Below are 20,302 nucleotides of genomic sequence, written 5' to 3'. Positions count from 1 at the left end.
TTTGAGAGGATTGTGTTTTTTGTGCCAGTAAACGATTTAATTTCAGGAATGAATGATAAACAAAAAGAAGCAGTACTATGTACCGAAGGTCCTCTATTGATAATGGCCGGTGCAGGTAGTGGTAAGACCCGTGTCTTAACCCATCGCATTGCTTACTTAATCGAAGAAAAAAACGTATTGCCATGGAATATCCTAGCAATTACTTTTACCAATAAAGCAGCTCGTGAAATGAAGGAACGTGTTTCTAACTTACTAGATTACGGTGGAAACGACGTTTGGATTTCTACTTTCCATGCTCTATGTGTCAGAATTTTAAGAAGACACATTGATAAAATTGGTTTTAACCGTGCATTTACCATTGCCGGTAGTAGTGAACAAAGAACCTTGGTAAAGAGAATTCTAAAGGACTTTGATATTGATCCTAAGAAGAACGACCCAAGAGCAATTCTTTCAGCTATTTCAAACGCTAAAAATGACTTATTAGACCCAATTCAATACAGTGAATCAATTGACCACAACAGTCCATTTGAAGAAACTGTATCTAAGGTTTATGACGAATACCAAAAACGTCTTCACGGAAACCAAGCATTGGACTTTGATGATTTAATCATGTTAACCATCCAATTGTTTGAATCCGATAAGGAAACATTGGAATACTACCAAAATAAATTCCAATACATTCACGTCGATGAATACCAAGATACCAACGAAGCACAATACAAACTAGTTACTATGCTTTCTAAGAAATACAGAAACATCTGTGTTGTTGGGGATTCTGATCAAAGTATCTACGGTTGGCGTGGTGCCAACATGAACAATATCTTGAACTTCCAAGATGATTACAATGACGCGCACACAACATTGCTTGAACAAAACTACCGTTCAACTAAGAACATCTTAAGTGCTGCTAACGACGTTATTCAAAACAACGTTGCTAGAAAGGCCAAGAACCTTTGGACCGAAAACAAAGAAGGGGACAAGGTTTCATACTACCGTGGCCAAAGCGAAATTGATGAAGCACGTTTCGCAGTTACCCAAATTCAAAAGATTATGGATGAAAAGCATTACTCATACAATGATTTTGCTATCCTATACCGTACCAATGCTCAATCACGTATTATTGAAGAAACACTTCTAAAATCAAACATTCCATACAACATTGTTGGTGGACACAAGTTCTACGACCGAAAGGAAATCCAAGACATCTTGGCTTACCTAACACTAGTCGCTAACCAAAGTGATTCAATGAGTTTAGAACGTATCATCAATGAACCTAAACGTGGAATTGGTGCATCAAGTGTTGATAAACTTAGAATTTTCGCCGGTGAAAACGGTTGGTCAATGCTAGAAGCTGCCAAAAACGTTGATTTAAACAACACACTTTCAAGTCGTGCTAGAAACTCAATTGCTGACTTTGCCAACGTGATGACTAAGATTCAAAAGGTTGCCAAAGAAGGTAGCGTCACAGATGTTGCCCAACACGTATTGGATGACACTGGTTACCTAGCAGAACTAAAGAAGACTAACTCACTTGAAAACAAAGCTAGAATTGAAAATATTGAAGAATTTATTTCAGTAACTCAACAATTCGATACCAACAGGAGTGAAGAAGACAACGAAGATGGTAACGAACCATTAACCGACTTCTTAGCAGATCTAGCCTTAGTTTCCGCACAAGACGATGTCGAAGAAAACTCTCCACAAGTTACCCTAATGACACTTCACGCTGCCAAGGGGCTAGAGTTCCCAGTTGTATTCTTAATGGGAATGGAAGAAGGAATCTTCCCACTAGGTCGTTCAATGGAAAATGAAAAGGAACTAGAAGAAGAACGTCGTTTAGCATACGTAGGAATTACCCGTGCACAAGAAAAATTATTCTTAACTAACGCGTTCTCAAGAATGTTATATGGTCGTCGTCAAACTAATCCTGAATCTCGTTTTGTAAACGAAATTTCACCTGAGTTAATTGAATCAGAAAACAACTTTGCACAAAGCAGTACTGTAAAGACACCATTTGATTCAAACAGAAGCCAACGTAATGCGCGCTTTGCACAACAACGTGCTTACAAGCAACCAGCCAAGAAGGTTCAAAAACCTGAAGGAACTGGTGCTGACAAGAAGGCATGGACCGTTGGTGACAAGGTTGAACACAAGGCCTGGGGAACAGGTACTGTTGTGAAAGTTAACGGTACTGGCGAAGATATGGAACTAGATATTGCTTTCCCAGACAAGGGATTAAAAAGACTATTAGCTGCATTCGCACCAATTCAAAAAGTTCAATAGAGGTGAGCTAATTGACTGATCAAAGTAACGATATTCAAACTGAATACAATAAATTAAAAGACCAACTAAAGACTTGGAGTCGTCAATACTATCAAGAAGATAGTCCAAGCGTAGAAGATCATGTCTACGATATGAGCTACCGCCGACTTCAAGAAATCGAGGCTAGCCATCCTGATTTAATTGCTAGTGATTCACCAACCCAAAACGTTGGGGGACAAACTTTACCTGGTTTCAACAAGGTCAATCATGAAATTCCAATGCTTTCTTTAGGGGATGTCTTCTCTGAAGAAGAACTAAAGGACTTCATCGATCGCTTGGATAAGAACTATCCAGAAATCAACGAGTATAACTGTGAATTAAAAATTGATGGTTTAGCAATTTCACTTCGCTATGAAAACGGGATTTTAGTTCAAGGTTCAACTCGTGGAAATGGAACAATTGGTGAAGATATCACCAACAACCTAAAAACGATTGAATCAATTCCACAAAAGTTAACTCGTCCAATCGACATTGAGGTGCGTGGTGAATGCTACATGCCTAAGTCATCTTTTGTGAAACTAAATGAACAACGTGAAAAAGATGGTGAATCAGTTTTTGCCAACCCACGTAATGCGGCAGCCGGAAGTCTAAGACAATTAGATTCAAAGGTTACCGCACATCGTAAACTAAGTACCTTCATGTACAACGTTGCAAATTACGATGACCTAGAAACTAATACCCAAGCTGGATTATTGGAAGAACTTAAGGACTTAGGTTTCACCATTAATCCCACATACCGTGTGATTAAGAACATGGACGATGTCCATGACTACATCGAATATTACACACAACGCCGTGATGAACTAAGCTATGGTATCGATGGAATTGTTATTAAGGAAAACGACTTATCCTTACAAGAACAAATCGGAACCACTGTGAAGGTGCCAAAGTGGGCAATTGCATACAAGTTCCCACCAGAAGAAGTGGAAACTAAACTACTAGATATTGAATGGACTGTCGGTAGAACCGGTGTGGTTACACCAACTGCTATCATGAACGAAGTTCAATTAGCAGGTACTAAGGTTTCTAAGGCATCATTGCACAACCCTGATTATCTTGAAGAAAAGGGTGTCCGCATTGGTGACACTGTTAAGTTGCACAAGGCTGGAGATATCATTCCAGAAATTTCTGAATATATCCCAAGCAAACGTCCAGCTGACAGTGTGGAATATGTTATTCCAACTACTTGTCCATCATGTGGTGATAAGTTAGTTCATTTGGATGATGAAGTTGCTTTGAGATGTATTAATCCAAAGTGTCCAGCTCAATTAAGTGAACAAATTAATCACTTTGCTTCCAGAAATGCGATGAACATTGATGGATTGGGTCCAAGAATTGTCCAACAACTATTCGATCGTCACATGTTAGATGATGCGGCTAGTTTGTACAAACTAACTCAAGAAGAACTTGAAACACTAGATAAGTTTGGTAGTAAGTCCGCAACAAACTTATTATCTGCAATTGATAATAGCCGTAGTAATTCAGTTGAAAGATTACTATTTGGTTTAGGAATCAGACACGTCGGTGCCAAGGCCGCTAGAATTATCTCTGAACACTTTGGTGACATGGATAAGCTAATGGCAGCTAGTGCTGAAGATATTGCCGAGATTAACGGAATGGGTCAAACAATCGCTGATAGTATTGTGACTTACTTCGAAAATCCGGAAGCACAAAAACTAATTGATGAATTCAAATCAGTTGGTGTTAACATGCAATATCTAGGAGCTACTCAAGCTGATATTGATACTTCTGATTCACCAGTTGCTGGAAAGACAATGGTTTTAACTGGAAAACTTTCAGAATGGACACGTCCAAAGGCCAGCGAATGGTTGGAAAAACACGGAGCAAAGGTTACCGGAAGCGTTTCTAAGAAGACTGATGTTTTAATTGCCGGTGAAGATGCCGGAAGTAAGTTAACAAAGGCCCAAAGCCTCGGTGTAGATGTATGGACCGAACAAGATTTTATTGCTGTAGTTAATGAAACTAAGTAATTTGTGGAGGAAAGCAAGTTGAAAAAATTAAACGTTTTATTTGTAGCACTACTAAGTGCATTAGTGTTAGCAGCTTGTGGAAGCAACGATAACAGTAGCAGTTCATCTGGTACTCAAGTTATTTCCCAAACTAATAGCAATTATTATCAAGGTGTAATTAAGAATGGTCACTACTTAACAAGTAAATCCAGAGGGGTTTCTGTTCAACAAAATGACAACCAATTAAACCTAAAAGGTTTTGAAAATGGATTACTAAGTATCTCAAAGGATCAATTCCCAACAGATACATACATCCTACAAGAAGGCCAATACATCGACACTAGTACTGCCGAAGATTGGTTAGGTCGTAAGAGTAAGAACAATCCTGATGGTTTGAACCCAGCAGGTAGTGATACTAAGAAACCACTTTACTTACAACAAATGGATGAACAAGATTTCATGGAACAAAGTCATGGTTCTCTAAAGATTAAGGGAATGACCGTTGGTCTTGGAATTAACTCCGTTTACTACTACCGTAAGGAAGCTTATGGTGCCGTTTACCAAAAGAAATTAAGCGATAGTGATATTGAAAAACAAGGTAAGGAAATTGCCGACAAGGTATTACAACGTTTAAGACAAAAGAAGGACCTAAAGAACATTCCAATCGTGATTGCTTTATATAAACAAGCATCTAACGATAGTTTAGTTGGTGGTAACTTCTACTCATACTCAGTTAATAAGGCCGGATCAACCAGTGTTGATAACTGGAAGTCACTAGATATTAAGAACTATGTCCTACCAGATAGTTCAACCAGTGAAGTTAATAGTAATGACGAAGACGCTTTTGAAAACTTCAAGAACCAAGTTCAAAAGTTCTTCCCTAACTTAAGTGGTGTTACTGCTCAAGCTCATTACGTTGACGGAACTTTACGTGGTCTACACGTTAACATCACCACTCAATTCTATGGACAAAGTGAAATCATCAGTTTCACTCAATATGTAGCTTCTACAGCTAAGAAGTACTTACCAAACAACATTCCAATTGATATCCAAGTTAGTTCTTCAGAAGGAATTCAAAGTTTCTTATCAAGAAAAACTGGATCAAAGAATTTCTATACTCACGTTTTTACCAGTTACTAATGTGAATGTGTTAAAATACTGATAGCAGTATTATCAATATATATAAGAAAGAGGGAACAACGATGTCTGAAAAAATTAGTAAAGAGACAGTAAGTCACGTTGCATCATTGGCTAAGCTAGAATTAACCGATGAACAACTACCATACTTTACTGACCAATTAGGTAGTATCATGGGAATTTTTGATTCCTTAAATGATGTAGATACTAGCAATGTCGAACCAACATTTAGTGTTACAGATCAAATTAACGTTATGAGAGAAGATGTTGCTGATAATTGGGGACAAAGGGATGCATTATTAGATAACGCACCAGACGTTTCCGACGGATTAATTAGAACACCTACAATCATTGATGAAAGCGGGGACTAGTGAAGATGGACTATTTAGGAAAAGATATTTTTAGCATTCACGAAAGCCTAGTTAATGGTGATATTACCGCCGAAGAATTAACAAGACAAACAATTGAAAATGCTAAGAAGAACGATGAAGATATTAACGCTTTCGTCGTTTTCGATGAAGAAAATGCAATTAAGCAAGCCCAAGAAATTGATAAGGCCGGAATTGACCCAGATAACGTATTATCAGGTATTCCAGTTGCGATGAAAGATAACATGTTAACCAAGGGTGTATTAACATCTGCAGGTTCAAAGATGCTATCAAACTTCAAACCAATCATTGATGGTACAGCCGTGGCTAAGATGAAAGAAGCAGGCACTATCAACATTGGTAAGACCAACATGGATGAATTCGCCATGGGTGGTTCAACTGAAACTTCATTCCATGGCAAGACTAAGAACCCATGGAACTTAGACAAGGTACCTGGTGGATCATCAGGTGGTGCTGCTGCTGCAGTTGCTGCAGGGGATGTCTTAGTATCACTAGGTTCAGATACCGGTGGTTCAATCAGACAACCAGCATCATTTAACGGTATCGTTGGTATGAAACCAACATACGGTCGTGTATCTAGATGGGGATTAATTGCATTCGCATCAAGTTTAGACCAAATCGGTCCATTGACTAGAACTGTTAAAGACAACGCCGTCGTTCTAAATGCCATTGCCGGTAAAGATGAACATGATATGACAAGTTCAAACAAGGAAGTTCCTGACTTTACTGAAAACATCGATAAAGGTGTTAAAGGTATGAAGATTGCTTTACCTAAGGAATACTTAGGTGAAGGTGTTGATAAAGATGTTCAAGACGCTATTTTAGCCGCTGCTGACAAGTACCGTGAATTAGGTGCAACTGTTGAAGAAGTATCTCTTCCAAACAGTAAGTACGGTGTAGCTGCTTACTACATCATTGCTCCTTCAGAAGCATCATCAAACTTACAACGTTTCGATGGTATTCGTTACGGTTACAGAGCACAAGATGCTAAGAACCTAGAAGAATTATACGTTAAGAGTCGTTCACAAGGTTTTGGTGACGAAGTTAAGCGTCGTATCATGGTTGGTACTTACTCATTATCAGCTGGTTTCTTTGATGCTTACTTCAAGAAGGCCGCTGAAGTTCGTACTTTAATCATTGACGACTTCAAGAAGGTTTTCCAAGATTACGATGTGATCTTAACTCCAACAGCTCCTACTCCAGCTTACAGCTTGAAGGATGAAAAAGACCCAATCACTATGTACATGAATGATATTTTAACCATTCCTGTTAACATGGCAGGTCTTCCAGGAATGTCAGTTCCTGCAGGTTTCTCAGACGGACTACCAATTGGTATGCAATTAATCGGTAAGCCATTTGATGAATCAACTCTATACCAAGCTGCTTACGCTTTCGAACAAAACACTGATTTCCATAAGCAAGATCCAAAGATGGGGGGAGCACAATAATGAACTTTGAAACTACAATTGGACTAGAAGTCCACGTTGAATTAAAGACTAACTCTAAGATTTTCAGTCCATCTCCCGTACAATACGGGGTTGACCCTAACTTAAACACCAACGTAATTGATTGGGGATACCCAGGGGTATTACCATCAACCAACAAAGGTGTTGTTAAATCAGGTATTATGGCTGCTTTAGCACTACATGCTGAAGTTGAAAAATACCCTCACTTTGATCGTAAGAACTACTTCTACCCAGATAACCCAAAGGCTTACCAAATCACACAAAAGGATACTCCTGATGCGCATGATGGTTGGATTGAAATCGAAGTAGACGGTAAAAAGAAGAAAATCGGTATCGAAGAAATGCACATTGAAGAAGATGCCGGTAAGAATACCCACGGAAACAAGTTCTCTTACGTTGACTTGAACCGTCAAGGTACTCCACTTATCGAAATTGTTTCAAAACCCGATATCGCTTCACCTGATGAAGCATATGCTTACCTTGAAGCTTTACGTGAAAGAATCCTATTTACAGGAATTTCTGACGTTAAGATGGAAGAAGGTTCAATGCGTGTGGACGTTAACGTTTCAATTCGCCCATACGGTCAAAAAGAATTCGGTACTAAGGTCGAATTAAAGAACTTGAACTCATTTAACTACGTAAGAAAAGGTCTTGCATACGAAGAAAAACGTCAACAACGTGTAATCATGGCTGGTGGCGAAATTCAACAAGAAACTAGACGTTTCGATGAAACAACTGGTAAGACTGTCCTAATGCGTGTTAAGGAAGGTGCGGATGATTACAGATACTTCCCAGAACCTGACCTACCAGCACTAGACATCACAGATGCATGGATCAACGAAATTAACGATTCAATGCCTGAAATGCCAGCTAGTCGTCGTCAACGTTACGTTAACGAATTTGGTTTGAAGGACTACGATGCAATGGTTCTTACTCAAACTAAGGAAATGGCTGACTTCTTCGACGCCATGATTAAATTAGGTGCAGATCCTAAGATGGCATCTAACTACCTACAAGTTAACGTTAACGCATACTTGAATGATGAACAAAAAGACCTATCTGAAACTGAAATTACACCAGAAAACTTAGCTACAATGATTAAGCTAATTGAAGACGGTACTATTTCATCTAAGATGGCTAAGAAAGTCTTCAAGGGTATTACTGAAGGTAAAGAACCTAAGAAGTTCGTTGAAGACAACGGAATGGTTCAATTATCAGACCCAGCACAATTACAACCAATTATTGATGAAGTGCTATCAAACAACCCACAATCTGTGGAAGACTTCCATAATGGTAAAGACCGTGCTATTGGTTTCTTAGTTGGTCAAATTATGAAACAAACTCGTGGTAAGGCTAACCCACAAGTTGTTAACAAGTTATTAATGGCATCCATTAATAAATAAAGTTTAGGAGAATTTGGAAATGCAAAAAAGGGCACGTGTAATATACAATCCAACATCTGGCCGTGAGGCTTTGAAACGCAACCTGATTGATATTCTCGCTGTTTTCGAAGAAGCTGGTTATGAAACTAGTGCATACGCAACCACTCCTAAACCTAACTCAGCACGCGATGAAGCCAAGAGAGCATCACTAGATGGCTTTGACTTGATTGTTGCTGCTGGTGGGGATGGAACTATTAACGAAGTTGTTAATGGGATTGCACCACTAGAAAAACGTCCTAAGCTAGCAATTATTCCAGCTGGGACTACCAATGACTTTGCCCGTGCATTGCATATTCCAAGAGAAAATCCAATTGAGGCGGCCAAAGTTGTTTTGAAAGGTCAAACTTTCAACATGGACATTGGTAAAGCTGGAGAAAAATATTTCATGAATATCGCTGGTGGAGGTTTGTTAACCGAATTAACCTACGATGTTCCTTCAGATTTAAAGACCATTTTTGGTTACTTGGCTTATCTAGTTCGTGGAGCTGAGTTGCTTCCAAGAATTAAGCCAATCGAAATGGATCTTGAATATGATGGTGGAGAATTCAAAGGTAAAGCTTCAATGTTTTTACTTGCCATGACTAACTCAATCGGTGGTTTGGAACAAATTGTTCCTGACGCCAAGTTAGATGATGGTAAGTTTACAATGATTATTGTTAAGACCAGTAACATCGTTGAAATTGTTCAACTGCTTGCGAAAGTCTTAAGTGGTGGTCGCCATATCAATGACCCTCGAATCATTTACAAAAAGACCAGCAAGTTAGTTGCTAATCCTGTCGAAGACAAGATGCAAATTAACCTGGACGGTGAATATGGTGGCGACGCACCAATGACGTTTGTTGACTTAAAGCAACATATTGAAATGTTTGCTAATGTCGATGAAATGCCAAAGAAGTCTATCAGTTTTGATGCTGAAAAGGCCGAAAGAGAATTCGTCGATAAAGTTGATAAATTATCATAGTGGAATTTAAAAACGAAAAGTTTTGTTGTATGATTATTTTAGAAGATTACAACAAAACTTTTTTGTTTAGAAAAAGGGGTAAATATGAAATTTAAAGCACCAGTTACAAAGAACGAAGAATATGAAGTCGATATTATCGACTTAACTTACCAAGGCTTGGGAGTAGCCAAGATTGAGGATTATCCTTTGTTTATTGAAGACACTCTTCCAGGCGAAAAAGCTTTGATTAAGGTAATCAAAGTTAACCAAAACTTTGGTTTCGCGAAGTTAGAAAAGTTACTAACTAAATCACCAGATCGTGTAGAAAACATCGATAGAAACTATACTCGTACAGGAATCGCTCCATTACAACATCTAAAATACGATGCACAATTGGAATTCAAACAACACCAAATTCAAGAACTTTTCGATAAGTCCAAGATGGATGTTGAAGTATTGCCAACTATTGGGATGGATAACCCAACCCATTACAGAAACAAGGCGCAAATTCCGGTTCGTTCAATTAATGGAAAACTACAAACTGGTTTCTTCCGTAAGCATTCACACGACCTAGTAACCATTGAAGATTTCTACATTCAAGATCCAGAAATCGACAAGGCGATTGTTGTTGTTAGAGACATCCTACGTAAGTACCATATCGAACCATACAATGAAACTAAGCACAGTGGTGTGATTAGAAACATCATGGTTAGAAGAGGTCATTACACTAACGAAATGATGATTGGTTTAATTACTCGCACCAAGAAGATTCCAATGGTTGATATCATCGTGCGTGAAATCAAGGAAGCCTTACCAGAAGTGACAAGTATCATGCAAAACATCAACTTGTCAGATGGTAACGGATTGTTAGGTAAGAGTACTGTTTGCCTAGATGGTAAGAAGTACATCGAAGACAAGCTACTTGGATTGAAGTTCGCTATTTCATTGAACTCATTCTACCAAGTTAACCCTGAACAAACTGAAAAACTTTACTCTCTAGCAATTGAAAAGGCTCAACTAGATGGTACTCAAACCGTAATCGATGCTTACTGTGGTATCGGTACTATCTCACTAGCAGTTGCTGAACATGCTAAGAAGGTTTACGGTGTGGAAATCGTTAAGGAAGCCATTGAAGATGCTAAGATTAACGCTCAAAAGAACCACATCAACAACACTACTTTTGTAACAGGTAGTGCTGAAGACCAAATGGAAAAATGGCAAGCACAAGGATTGAAACCAGATGTTATCATGGTTGATCCTCCACGTAAGGGACTTGCATCATCATTCATCGACAGTGCTGCTCAAGTAGCACCTAAGAAGATTGTTTATGTATCATGTAACCCATCAACATTAGTACGTGACGCTCGTCGTTTAGCTGAATACGGTTATGAAATTACTCAACCAGTTCAACCAGTTGATCAATTCCCACAAACTGTTCACGTTGAATCAGTGACTGTATTTGAAAAGAAATAGATAAAAAAAAAGACACCCTGAGACAGGGTGTCTTTTTTAGTTTAAGATTAAAATTATATAACTATTTATTAAATGCTGTTGTTTAAGTACTCACAAATATTTATACTAAATACATATAAAAAATGGTAAAAAGGTAGGTACATATTGTTGAACGAAAATGATTTTATAAGTATTTCTTATGAAGAATGGAATAAGTATATCAGTATGTATTTTGAAACTGATAATAATGTCTTATGTAAATATATACAATCATATCCATTCACTAAAATGGATGAAAAAACCAGAGAAATGATTCTATCTAGAAGGTTTTTCGATGATTATATAAGAACATGTGCTTTCTTAAATAATCAAGAGCTAAAATCATATAAGACTGTTGTTACAAAAAATGATGGAACTTTGAGAGAAATAAATTTGGTCACTCCTATAATTTTTTTATTTTTTATTGTACTTGGAGGACATTTTCATAATAATTTAAAATCAGAATATAAAGATGATATACATAGTAAGTTATATGCTGGTGATTATGATACAGAGGATTTAAATTACTCAAAAAGTTATGAACGATTTACAGTAGCATTAAAACAATATAAAAGCCAATATGATTATTATATCAAGATGGATATAAGTAATTTTTATCCAAATATACGACTAGAATATTTATTTAAGAATATCGAGAAAATGTGTGATGGAGAGGATATCAGATCACTTTACTTTTATAAAAAGTTATTAGAATATTTTGGTAAGAATAGAATGCCAATAATAATGGATAATACTGGAATTTCTTTTATAGCGACCATGTTCTACTTAACAGAATATGATAGGAATATTACTAAAAGAATAGAAAGCTTTCTAGATTCTAAAGACTTTGAATTGTTGAGGTATGTTGATGATTTATATATAGTTTTTAATTGTGATGGTAAAGATATCAGAATGGTAAAGGAACAGATAACTCAATCAATACAGAATGCATCAATAGATATTGGAGTTAATATAAATATTAATAAACAAGGTTTTGGAGTATCTGAGAACATAGATGAAGAACTTTATAAAAATATTTATGATTATATAGTTAATTTAGAAGATGTTGACTATAAAGAGCTATTTTCAAAAGACGATTTTGTAAAAATGCTTAAGGAATTGAATAATCTTCCTGATTTTCCAGATCATAAGGAAGTCGAAGATGTATTGAAAAAAAACATGGGGAATAATAAATATTCGTTTCATTATACTGAGATTTTTAATTGGTTACTCTATAAGAATAAAGGGTTATTTCATGAAAATGAGGTGGTGCAATATCTTACAGAATTATCAAATAAATTAAGCATATTCAGGCATTATCCAAAACAATTTATACAAATGTTGCTTGATAGTAATGATGGATACCTAATAAAGAACTTTTTACGTAGAGTATTTGAAAAATCCAGAAGTGATGAGTATTCTAGATATTATGAAATTATGATATATCAATATTTGCTGGGGAGAAAATTCAAACATAATGATTTAAAAAAGATTTTGAAAGACAAAAATAAAGAACTATTTTGTTATATAAATGATTATTGTGAACATGATGTAGAATATACTTTAACAGAAGATAGTAATGAAATCGAAAAAAAGATGAATAAAGATAGAATCATTCATTATTTATACTTCATGTATTTATTAAATGATAATCAGAATAATTTATTTGAAACATTTGCTTATTATAAGAACTATTTTGATAGACATTTAGCGTATTTAATGGCTCGATTGGGAATAAATGACAGTAAAAAGAAAAAAGGAAAAGTATCATTTGAAAAAAGTTATCAAGCAAAATCAATTAAAAAAATAGTTGATAAGGTTAATAATAATCGTATAAATGAACTGGCCGATGGAGTGAGAGAAACTTATAAATTTAGGAATCAGAATCCAGTAATTCATTCTGGCTCACAGTTATTAGACTCTAAAAATTTAAAAAAAATAGAAATATATAATATGATAAGATTGTTAGATGAATTTCAGCACGAACTCGAGAATGAAATAAATAATATGCAATAGTATTCTTTTTACGAAATCTAATTATTATAAGAAACAAAAAGCACACCTTTTTGGATGTGCTTTTTTATGATTGTTTTAATTTTAATCTAATTGGAAACAGTACCGATTTAAATGGTAAAATGCTTATATACATATAGATGTAAATAAGTTACATCTTTTGAGGGGATGACGATTTTGAGTTCAAAAACATTTAATGAATTAATTAATGAAATAAATGAACATTTAACAAATGATAGAGATCGTGGAACTGCTTTTGAAAAGATGGTAGTTGCGTATTTAAAAAATGAACCAATTTATAAAAAGAAGTATTCAGATGTCTGGATGCTAAGCGACGTTCCAACAAATCTTGGAATATCACGTATTGATACAGGTGTTGATATTGTTGCTAAAGATTTTAATGGTCAATTAACAGCTGTTCAAGCCAAATTTTATAAAGGCAAAGTCGGCAAAGATGCAATTAATTCTTTCGTTGCGGAGACAGGTAAAGACTGTTATTCAGCTGGAATTATTGTTTCAACTACTGATGAATGGAATAAAAATGCGGAATCAACATTAAAGAACACTTCAAAACCATTTTCAATTATCGGTTTAACACAATTGAAGAACTCAAGTGTAGATTGGGGTAAATTCTCATTTTCTGAAGATAATGACTTATCAATTAAAAAGCCAAAAAAGCTTAGAGGGTACCAAGAAGAAGCAATAAACAATGCTGTTCAATATTTTAAGAGCAATGAAGAATACCATGACCGCGGTAAATTAATCATGGCTCCGGGAACTGGAAAGACTTTTACTAGTTTAAAAATTACTGAAGCTCTTATGAAGGACCAAGTAAAGAATAAGTTTAATGTCTTATATTTAGTTCCAAGTATTCAGTTATTATCACAAACATTATTTAATTGGAATGATGATGTCAGTGAAGACATTCATATGACCTCTTTTTCTGTTGTCTCAGATCGTAAAGCAACAAAGAAGGGGAAAGAAAGTGAAGATGATTTAAGCTCTAAAGATATTGGATTCCCAGCAACGACTGATGTTAACGAACTAATTAATAATTATGAATATGTAAAAGAGTTAGACACTGGACGTGAAATGACGGTAGTATTTTCAACTTACCAATCCATCGATGTTATTAAGCAAGCTCAAGAAATGGGTTATCCAGAATTTGATTTAATTATTGCTGATGAAGCACACAGAACAACTGGTGCAAATAAATTAAATGAAGATAGTATGTTCACAGAAGTACATTCTAATTCGAATGTTAAAGGTAAGCTTAGACTTTATCAAACTGCTACTCCAAAGATTTATGACCAAAATGCTAAGAAAAAAGCTGAGGAAAATAGCATTGTTGTTTCTTCAATGGATGATCCTGCAAAATATGGATACGAAATCTTCCGTTTGGGATTTGGTGATGCAGTTGCTCAAGGATATTTAACTGATTACAAAGTTTCTGTTTTAGCCGTAAGTGAGACTTACATCAATAAGGATATGCAACAAATAATGGCTGCTGATAATCAACTAAAAGTTGATGATATCGGTAAAATTATTGGTGTTTGGAATGCTATGGTAAAACGTAACGGAATTACAGGTGAAGTTACAGGTGCTCCAATGAAGCGAGCAATCGCATTCTCAGATACTATCAAGCATTCAAAGGCTATTTCTAAAGAATTCTCTTCTGTTGTTAATGAATATCTAGATACTCAATCTAGCGAGAGCTTTATGGTTGATGTGCACCACGTAGATGGTGGACTTAATGCACTTCAAAAGACTGAACAAATTGATTGGCTTGGTGACGAGAATATTGAAGATAATCGTGCTAGAATTCTTTCTAATGTTCGATTCTTAACTGAAGGTATTGATGTTCCAAATCTTGATGCAATTATTTTCTTTAGTCCTAAGAAATCACAGGTTGACATTGTTCAAGCTGTTGGACGTATCATGAGAAAAGCTCAAAATAAGGAATATGGATACATTATTCTACCAATTGTTGTTTCTGAAGGTGTAGATCCAAGTACTGCATTAGATAACGACAGCAAGTACAAGGAAGTATGGCAAGTATTAAATGCATTGCGTTCAACTGATGATCGTTTTGATGCTGAAGTAAATAAGATTGATTTAAACAAGAAGAAACCAGATAATCTTGAGCTTATTGGGGTTAATAGTAGTCCTGATGAAAATGTTACTGAAGCAGATGGATTAAAGGCAGAACAAGAAAATGTTACAGAACAACTTGAATTACCGCTTGACTGGCAAGAAATGCGTAATGCTTTCTACGGTAAGGTAGTACAAAAAGTTGGTGATAGAAGATATTTAGAAGATTGGTCTAAAGATGTTGCCGATATTGCAAAGAGACATATTACTAGAATTAGCGACATTATTGATTCGAACGCTGGTGCGAAAATGGCGTTTGATAACTTTTTAAACAGTTTGCATTACAACATTAATAACAGTATTGGAAAAGAACAAGCAATTGAAATGCTTGCTCAGCATTTGATTACCGAACCAATCTTTGAAGCGTTATTTGGTGAATATTCATTCGTAAGAAATAATGCTGTATCAAAAGCTATGAATGATGTTGTTGGAGCATTTAGCATGTTTGGATTTGATAAGGAACAAGTCGAATTAAAACCATTTTACGATTCCATAAAACTAAGAGCTACCGGAATAGATAATGCTGCTGGTAAGCAAAAACTTATCCTAACCCTTTATGATAAATTCTTTAGAACAGGATTCAAGAAAACTACTGAACAATTAGGTATCGTGTTTACTCCCGTGGAAGTAGTAGATTTTATTGTTAACTCAGTTGATGATTCATTACGAAAATATTTCAATAAATCTTTAATCGATAAAAATGTTCATATTTTAGATCCTTTCACTGGTACTGGAACATTCATGACAAGATTGCTTTATCATTTCAAAAAACAACTTGATAATGGAGAAGTAACCTTTGATGCGATTCTATCTAAATATATGCATGATATGCATGCAAATGAAATCATATTGTTAAGTTACTATATTGCTGCAATTAATATTGAATCTACGTTCGAAGAAATAAATAATGAATATGGTAATGAAAAAGATGATTATAAACAGTTCGAGGGTATTGTTTTAACCGATACATTTGCAAGTACAGAAAATAAAGATACTTTAGATGATAAAATTTTTGGTGAAAATGATGAAAGATTGAAGAAGGAACAAGAAACGCCGATAACTGTTATTGTTGGGAACCCCCCATACTCTAAAGGACAATCTAGTGAAAACGATAACAATAAAAATGTAGCATATCCTGAGTTATTTAAATCAATTTCTGAAACATATGTAAGTAAATCTCGATCTACAAGTGTTTTAGGAATGTATGATAGTTATGTTCTTGCAATAAGATGGGCATCAAATAGAATTAGTAATAGAGGAATCGTTGGGTTTGTATCTAATGGATCATATATAGATAGCCAGTCGGCTGACGGATTAAGAAAGACGTTATATGAAGAGTTTAATCACTTATTTATTTTTAATATCAGAGGTGATGCTAGAACACAGGGTGATTTGAGAAGAAGAGAAGGGGGAAACGTTTTTGGATCTGGAAGCCGAACATCTATAGTTATATCTATTTTAATAAAAGATGGGACTAGTGCTCATAAAATTCATTACCATGATATAGGAGATTATCTAAGTCAAAATGATAAGTTAACAGTGTTAGGTTCTAAACCATCAATTTTTAATTTTAAATGGATGGATATTTCACCTGATAAAAATAACGATTGGATTAATCAGCGGGATGAAAAATATAAAAATTATCAATCAATCGTTGATGAGGACGATTCAATATTTAATATTAAAGATATAGGAATAGTAACCAATCGAGATGCTTGGGTGAGCGGATTCTCTAAACAGAAAGTATCTGAAAATATTAATTTGATGATAAATAATTATAATGATGAAGTTGAGAACATAAATAAAATTCATAATAAAATAACTGTTAAAAACTTGAGTTCTTTTGTTAATAATGACGAGAGGAAAATAAGTTGGTCAGCTAGTTTAAAGATGGCAGCTGTGCGAAATGAAAAACTAACTTATAATGATAATAATGTAATCATGTCTATGTATAGACCGTTTACAAAAAAATATTTGTATAGAGATCATATTTTAAATGAAAGAACTAGAAAATCCTTTAAAACTTTTCCAACAAATAAAAGTGATAATCAGCTCATAAATGTTTCCGGTGCTGGATATAAGGGTGAGTTCAGTACCCTTATTACTGATAATGTTACATTTATGGATATGATTAGTAAGTCTCGCAATTTTCCTCGATTTTTATATGAAGAAGATAATTTATTCGATAATAAAATTAGCAATGTTTCTAGCAATGATAAATTCTATTATGTATATGGGGTTCTTCATTCAACTGAATATAGAAACAAATATCAAAATGATTTAAAGAAGGATTTACCAAGAATTCCTAAATTAAAAAATAGAAATAAATATATTGAAATCGGTAAGAAACTAGCTGATTTACATCTAAACTATGAAAGACAAAATAAGATTGATGAAGTTCAAATTAAATATTCAAATGATAACCCAAGTTATCTAGTTGAAAAGATGAAACATCCAAAGAAGGGTGAGTTAGACACAATTGTGTATAACAATGATATTAAGATAACCAACATTCCGGAAAGAGCATACAATTATGTTGTTAACGGAAAACCAGCTATTGAATGGATAATTGATCAATACAGAGTTAAAACTGATAAAAAATCAGGTATTACAGATGATCCTAATGAATTTAGTGATGATCCTAAGTACATCATGAATTTATTACTTTCTGTGATAACAGTAAGCATGAAGACTCTTGATTTGATAGACGAATTACCACCTTTCGAAATTGATGAATAATAAAAAAGACGCCCTTAGGGTGTCTTTTTTATTTGCCGAATTTCCAATTTCGACCTTTATTAATGTTTATTTTATCTTGTATAATATCATTAGGTTCAACTTGTAGTTTTTCACACATGTAGTAGCAATATATTAGTACATCAGCTAATTCTAACTTCAAGTTATCTTTTTCTTTAGATGATAGAGAGCTATCATTTTTCTTCCATAGAAAGATTTTTTCGACTTCAGAAGCTTCAATACCTAAAGCTCTAGATAATGATATAAGAGTATGATATTCATTCCAGCCTCTGTCGTTTCTAAATTCAATTAATTCTTGAATTATAGTTTTATATTCCATAAAAATCTCCTTTAAGGTAGGTACTTTATAAATGTCAGATAGCAACATAGCTAAACCAATTATTAGAAAATATGATTACAATATTAATAGTGACATAAAACAAGAAATTTTAAAACAAAATAATACTAAAGAAGAGCATGAACTAATAACCAGATTTCCAACGGTATACCTAGTTATAGATAAAATTCGTGGTAATAAAAAGAAGTTCGGTCAATTTAAAGCATATGTTGGAGAAACCAACAATATAGTTAGAAGAACAGAAGAACATTTAAACAGCGAATCAGAAGATAGAACTGATTGGACAGAATTAAATAATTCTAATGATGCAAAAATTATCGTTATTGCTCATAAAGAATTTAATAAGTCGTTAACTTTAGATATTGAAAATCAATTAATGAAATATCTTCTTAGTGATGATGCCATTGGTGAACTTAATAATCGTAGATCAAATGACCAAGATTTGTATTTTACAAGAGATCATTTTAGAAATATCTTTCAAAATATTTGGAAAGAATTATCTAAGAAAAATAAAGATATATTCCCAAGTGTGGATGATATTACCAATTCTGCAATTTTTAAAGCATCTCCTTTTCATAAGTTAACTGACGAACAACTAGACGCTAGAGATGAAATAATTGATAAAATAAAAGACATTCGAAAAGGTCATAGCAAGGATAATTTAATTATCATTAAAGGTTCTGCAGGAACGGGCAAGACTGTTCTATTAAGTTCTCTTTTTGCTGAACTTAATAAACCTGAAAATCAAGAAGCATATATGATCGTAAATCATGATCAACAAGTGAAAGTATATGAAAACATTGCTCAGAAAATAGGTATTAAAACAAGACTAGGAGATTCGATAGTTAATAAACCAACGAAGTTTTTAAATAAGCATCAAGTTGGAGATGAAAATTCAAAAATAGATATTGCTTTGATTGATGAAGCCCATTTGCTGCTTACCGAAGGTTACATGGTATATCAAGGGTCAGGTCATTTAAAAGATATAAGAAGCGTATCTGATGTTGTTGTAGCGGTTCTAGATCCGATGCAAGTTTTAAAACGAAATGGTTACGTTGAAAAATCGTTTTTTGATGACTTAATAAACAGAGCCAAATCAAACCATCAACTTATTGAATTATCTGAACAAAATAGAATGGATGCTTCAAAAGAAACAATTGATTGGATTGAGGATATTGTTACTAAGGATGAAATTAAAAAGATTCCATATGATGACAAATATGATTTAAGAATTTTTGACGATATCAATGATATGTACGATGCAATCAAGAAGCATAATGATAGTATCGAGTCATTAACAAAGGGACTATCTAGAATGGTTGCAACTTATGATTGGAAATTTAAATCCAGTAAATATCATAAAGTTGTTCAAGATGATGGAACTACTATTGATGATTTATGGAGAGTATCAATTGGTGATAAATTTAATCTTCCTTGGAATTATCAATTACCTGCTGAGAAGAAATATCGAGGACTATCATGGGCTGAACAGCCTCAAACAATTAATGAGGTTGGTTCAACATTCACAATTCAAGGCTTTGACTTGAATTATTGTGGGGTTATCCTTGGCCCATCTATTAAGTTTAGAAACGGTAAATTAGTTTATGATGGGTCAAAAAGCTTTGATAGACAGGTTAAAGAAAAAAGAACAATGGAAAACGGAGAACAAAAGGATATATCTTCTGAGCTAATTCGAAACCAACTAAACGTTTTACTAAAACGTGGTGTGCACGGACTTTTCATCTATGCTGTTGATGATGAACTAAGAAAAGAATTACTTAGACAAAGTAAGTAAATAAAAAGACACCCCTGCACTGCACCCCAAAGTTTGTACAAAACTTTGGGGTGTTTTTGTGTCTAAATATAAAGTAGAAGATAAATTAAATG

The 20,302-nt window shown here is 34.5% G+C and carries 12 protein-coding genes; 11 read left to right on the top strand and 1 reads right to left on the bottom strand.

What is annotated here, in order from left to right; genetic code table 11:
* Positions 1-21 precede the first annotated feature (21 nt).
* From pcrA to JUD45_RS02900, 10 genes are all read left to right on the top strand, one after another.
* Entirely contained in the window at positions 22-2,283 is a 2,262-nt protein-coding gene (gene pcrA, locus JUD45_RS02945) for a DNA helicase PcrA (RefSeq protein WP_203619680.1), read from the top strand.
* Between the two features lie 11 nt (positions 2,284-2,294).
* Positions 2,295-4,313 (top strand): NAD-dependent DNA ligase LigA, encoded by a 2,019-nt coding sequence (gene ligA / locus JUD45_RS02940; RefSeq protein WP_203619679.1) that lies wholly within the window; start codon positions 2,295-2,297, stop codon positions 4,311-4,313.
* 18 nt (positions 4,314-4,331) lie between these two features.
* Positions 4,332-5,432 (top strand): CamS family sex pheromone protein, encoded by a 1,101-nt coding sequence (locus tag JUD45_RS02935; protein WP_203619678.1) that lies wholly within the window; start codon positions 4,332-4,334, stop codon positions 5,430-5,432.
* A gap of 62 nt (positions 5,433-5,494) precedes the next feature.
* A complete protein-coding gene (gatC, locus tag JUD45_RS02930) occupies positions 5,495-5,800 on the top strand; it encodes an Asp-tRNA(Asn)/Glu-tRNA(Gln) amidotransferase subunit GatC (protein ID WP_034531556.1) in 306 nt (101 codons plus the stop codon).
* A gap of 5 nt (positions 5,801-5,805) precedes the next feature.
* A complete protein-coding gene (gene gatA / locus JUD45_RS02925; RefSeq protein ID WP_203619677.1) occupies positions 5,806-7,266 on the top strand; it encodes an Asp-tRNA(Asn)/Glu-tRNA(Gln) amidotransferase subunit GatA in 1,461 nt (486 codons plus the stop codon).
* Positions 7,266-8,687, top strand: coding sequence for an Asp-tRNA(Asn)/Glu-tRNA(Gln) amidotransferase subunit GatB (gene gatB, locus JUD45_RS02920; RefSeq protein WP_203619676.1), 1,422 nt, complete (start codon positions 7,266-7,268; stop codon positions 8,685-8,687). Before gatA ends, gatB begins: the two co-directional genes overlap by 1 nt.
* 19 nt (positions 8,688-8,706) lie before the next feature.
* Positions 8,707-9,687, top strand: a complete 981-nt coding sequence (locus JUD45_RS02915) for a diacylglycerol kinase (RefSeq protein ID WP_057198176.1) — start codon at positions 8,707-8,709, stop codon at positions 9,685-9,687.
* Between the two features lie 84 nt (positions 9,688-9,771).
* Positions 9,772-11,139 (top strand): 23S rRNA (uracil(1939)-C(5))-methyltransferase RlmD, encoded by a 1,368-nt coding sequence (gene rlmD, locus JUD45_RS02910; protein ID WP_198177939.1) that lies wholly within the window; start codon positions 9,772-9,774, stop codon positions 11,137-11,139.
* 147 nt (positions 11,140-11,286) lie between these two features.
* On the top strand, positions 11,287-13,173 hold the full coding sequence (locus JUD45_RS02905; protein ID WP_203619675.1) for an AbiA family abortive infection protein: 1,887 nt from the start codon (positions 11,287-11,289) through the stop codon (positions 13,171-13,173).
* A 174-nt stretch (positions 13,174-13,347) separates the two neighbouring features.
* Positions 13,348-18,060: a type ISP restriction/modification enzyme gene (locus tag JUD45_RS02900; RefSeq protein WP_438800468.1), complete on the top strand. Its 4,713-nt coding sequence runs from the start codon at positions 13,348-13,350 to the stop codon at positions 18,058-18,060.
* A gap of 28 nt (positions 18,061-18,088) precedes the next feature.
* On the opposite strand, the gene JUD45_RS02895 is transcribed toward JUD45_RS02900, so the two are convergent.
* Positions 18,089-18,397 carry a nucleotide pyrophosphohydrolase gene (locus tag JUD45_RS02895; RefSeq protein ID WP_203619673.1) on the bottom strand — a complete coding sequence of 103 codons (309 nt, stop codon included), beginning with the start codon at positions 18,395-18,397 and terminating at the stop codon, positions 18,089-18,091.
* Between the two features lie 31 nt (positions 18,398-18,428).
* Between JUD45_RS02895 and JUD45_RS02890 the strand changes: the two genes are divergently transcribed.
* Complete coding sequence (locus JUD45_RS02890; RefSeq protein WP_203619672.1) at positions 18,429-20,210, top strand: DUF2075 domain-containing protein; 1,782 nt, start codon at positions 18,429-18,431, stop codon at positions 20,208-20,210.
* Positions 20,211-20,302: the final 92 nt, after the last annotated feature.

The sequence above is a fragment of the Apilactobacillus nanyangensis genome (assembly GCF_016861915.1).
Taxonomy (GTDB): domain Bacteria; phylum Bacillota; class Bacilli; order Lactobacillales; family Lactobacillaceae; genus Apilactobacillus; species Apilactobacillus nanyangensis.
The sequence above is the reverse complement of the archived record's forward strand: the minus strand, read 5'-3'. Positions and strand labels throughout refer to the sequence as shown.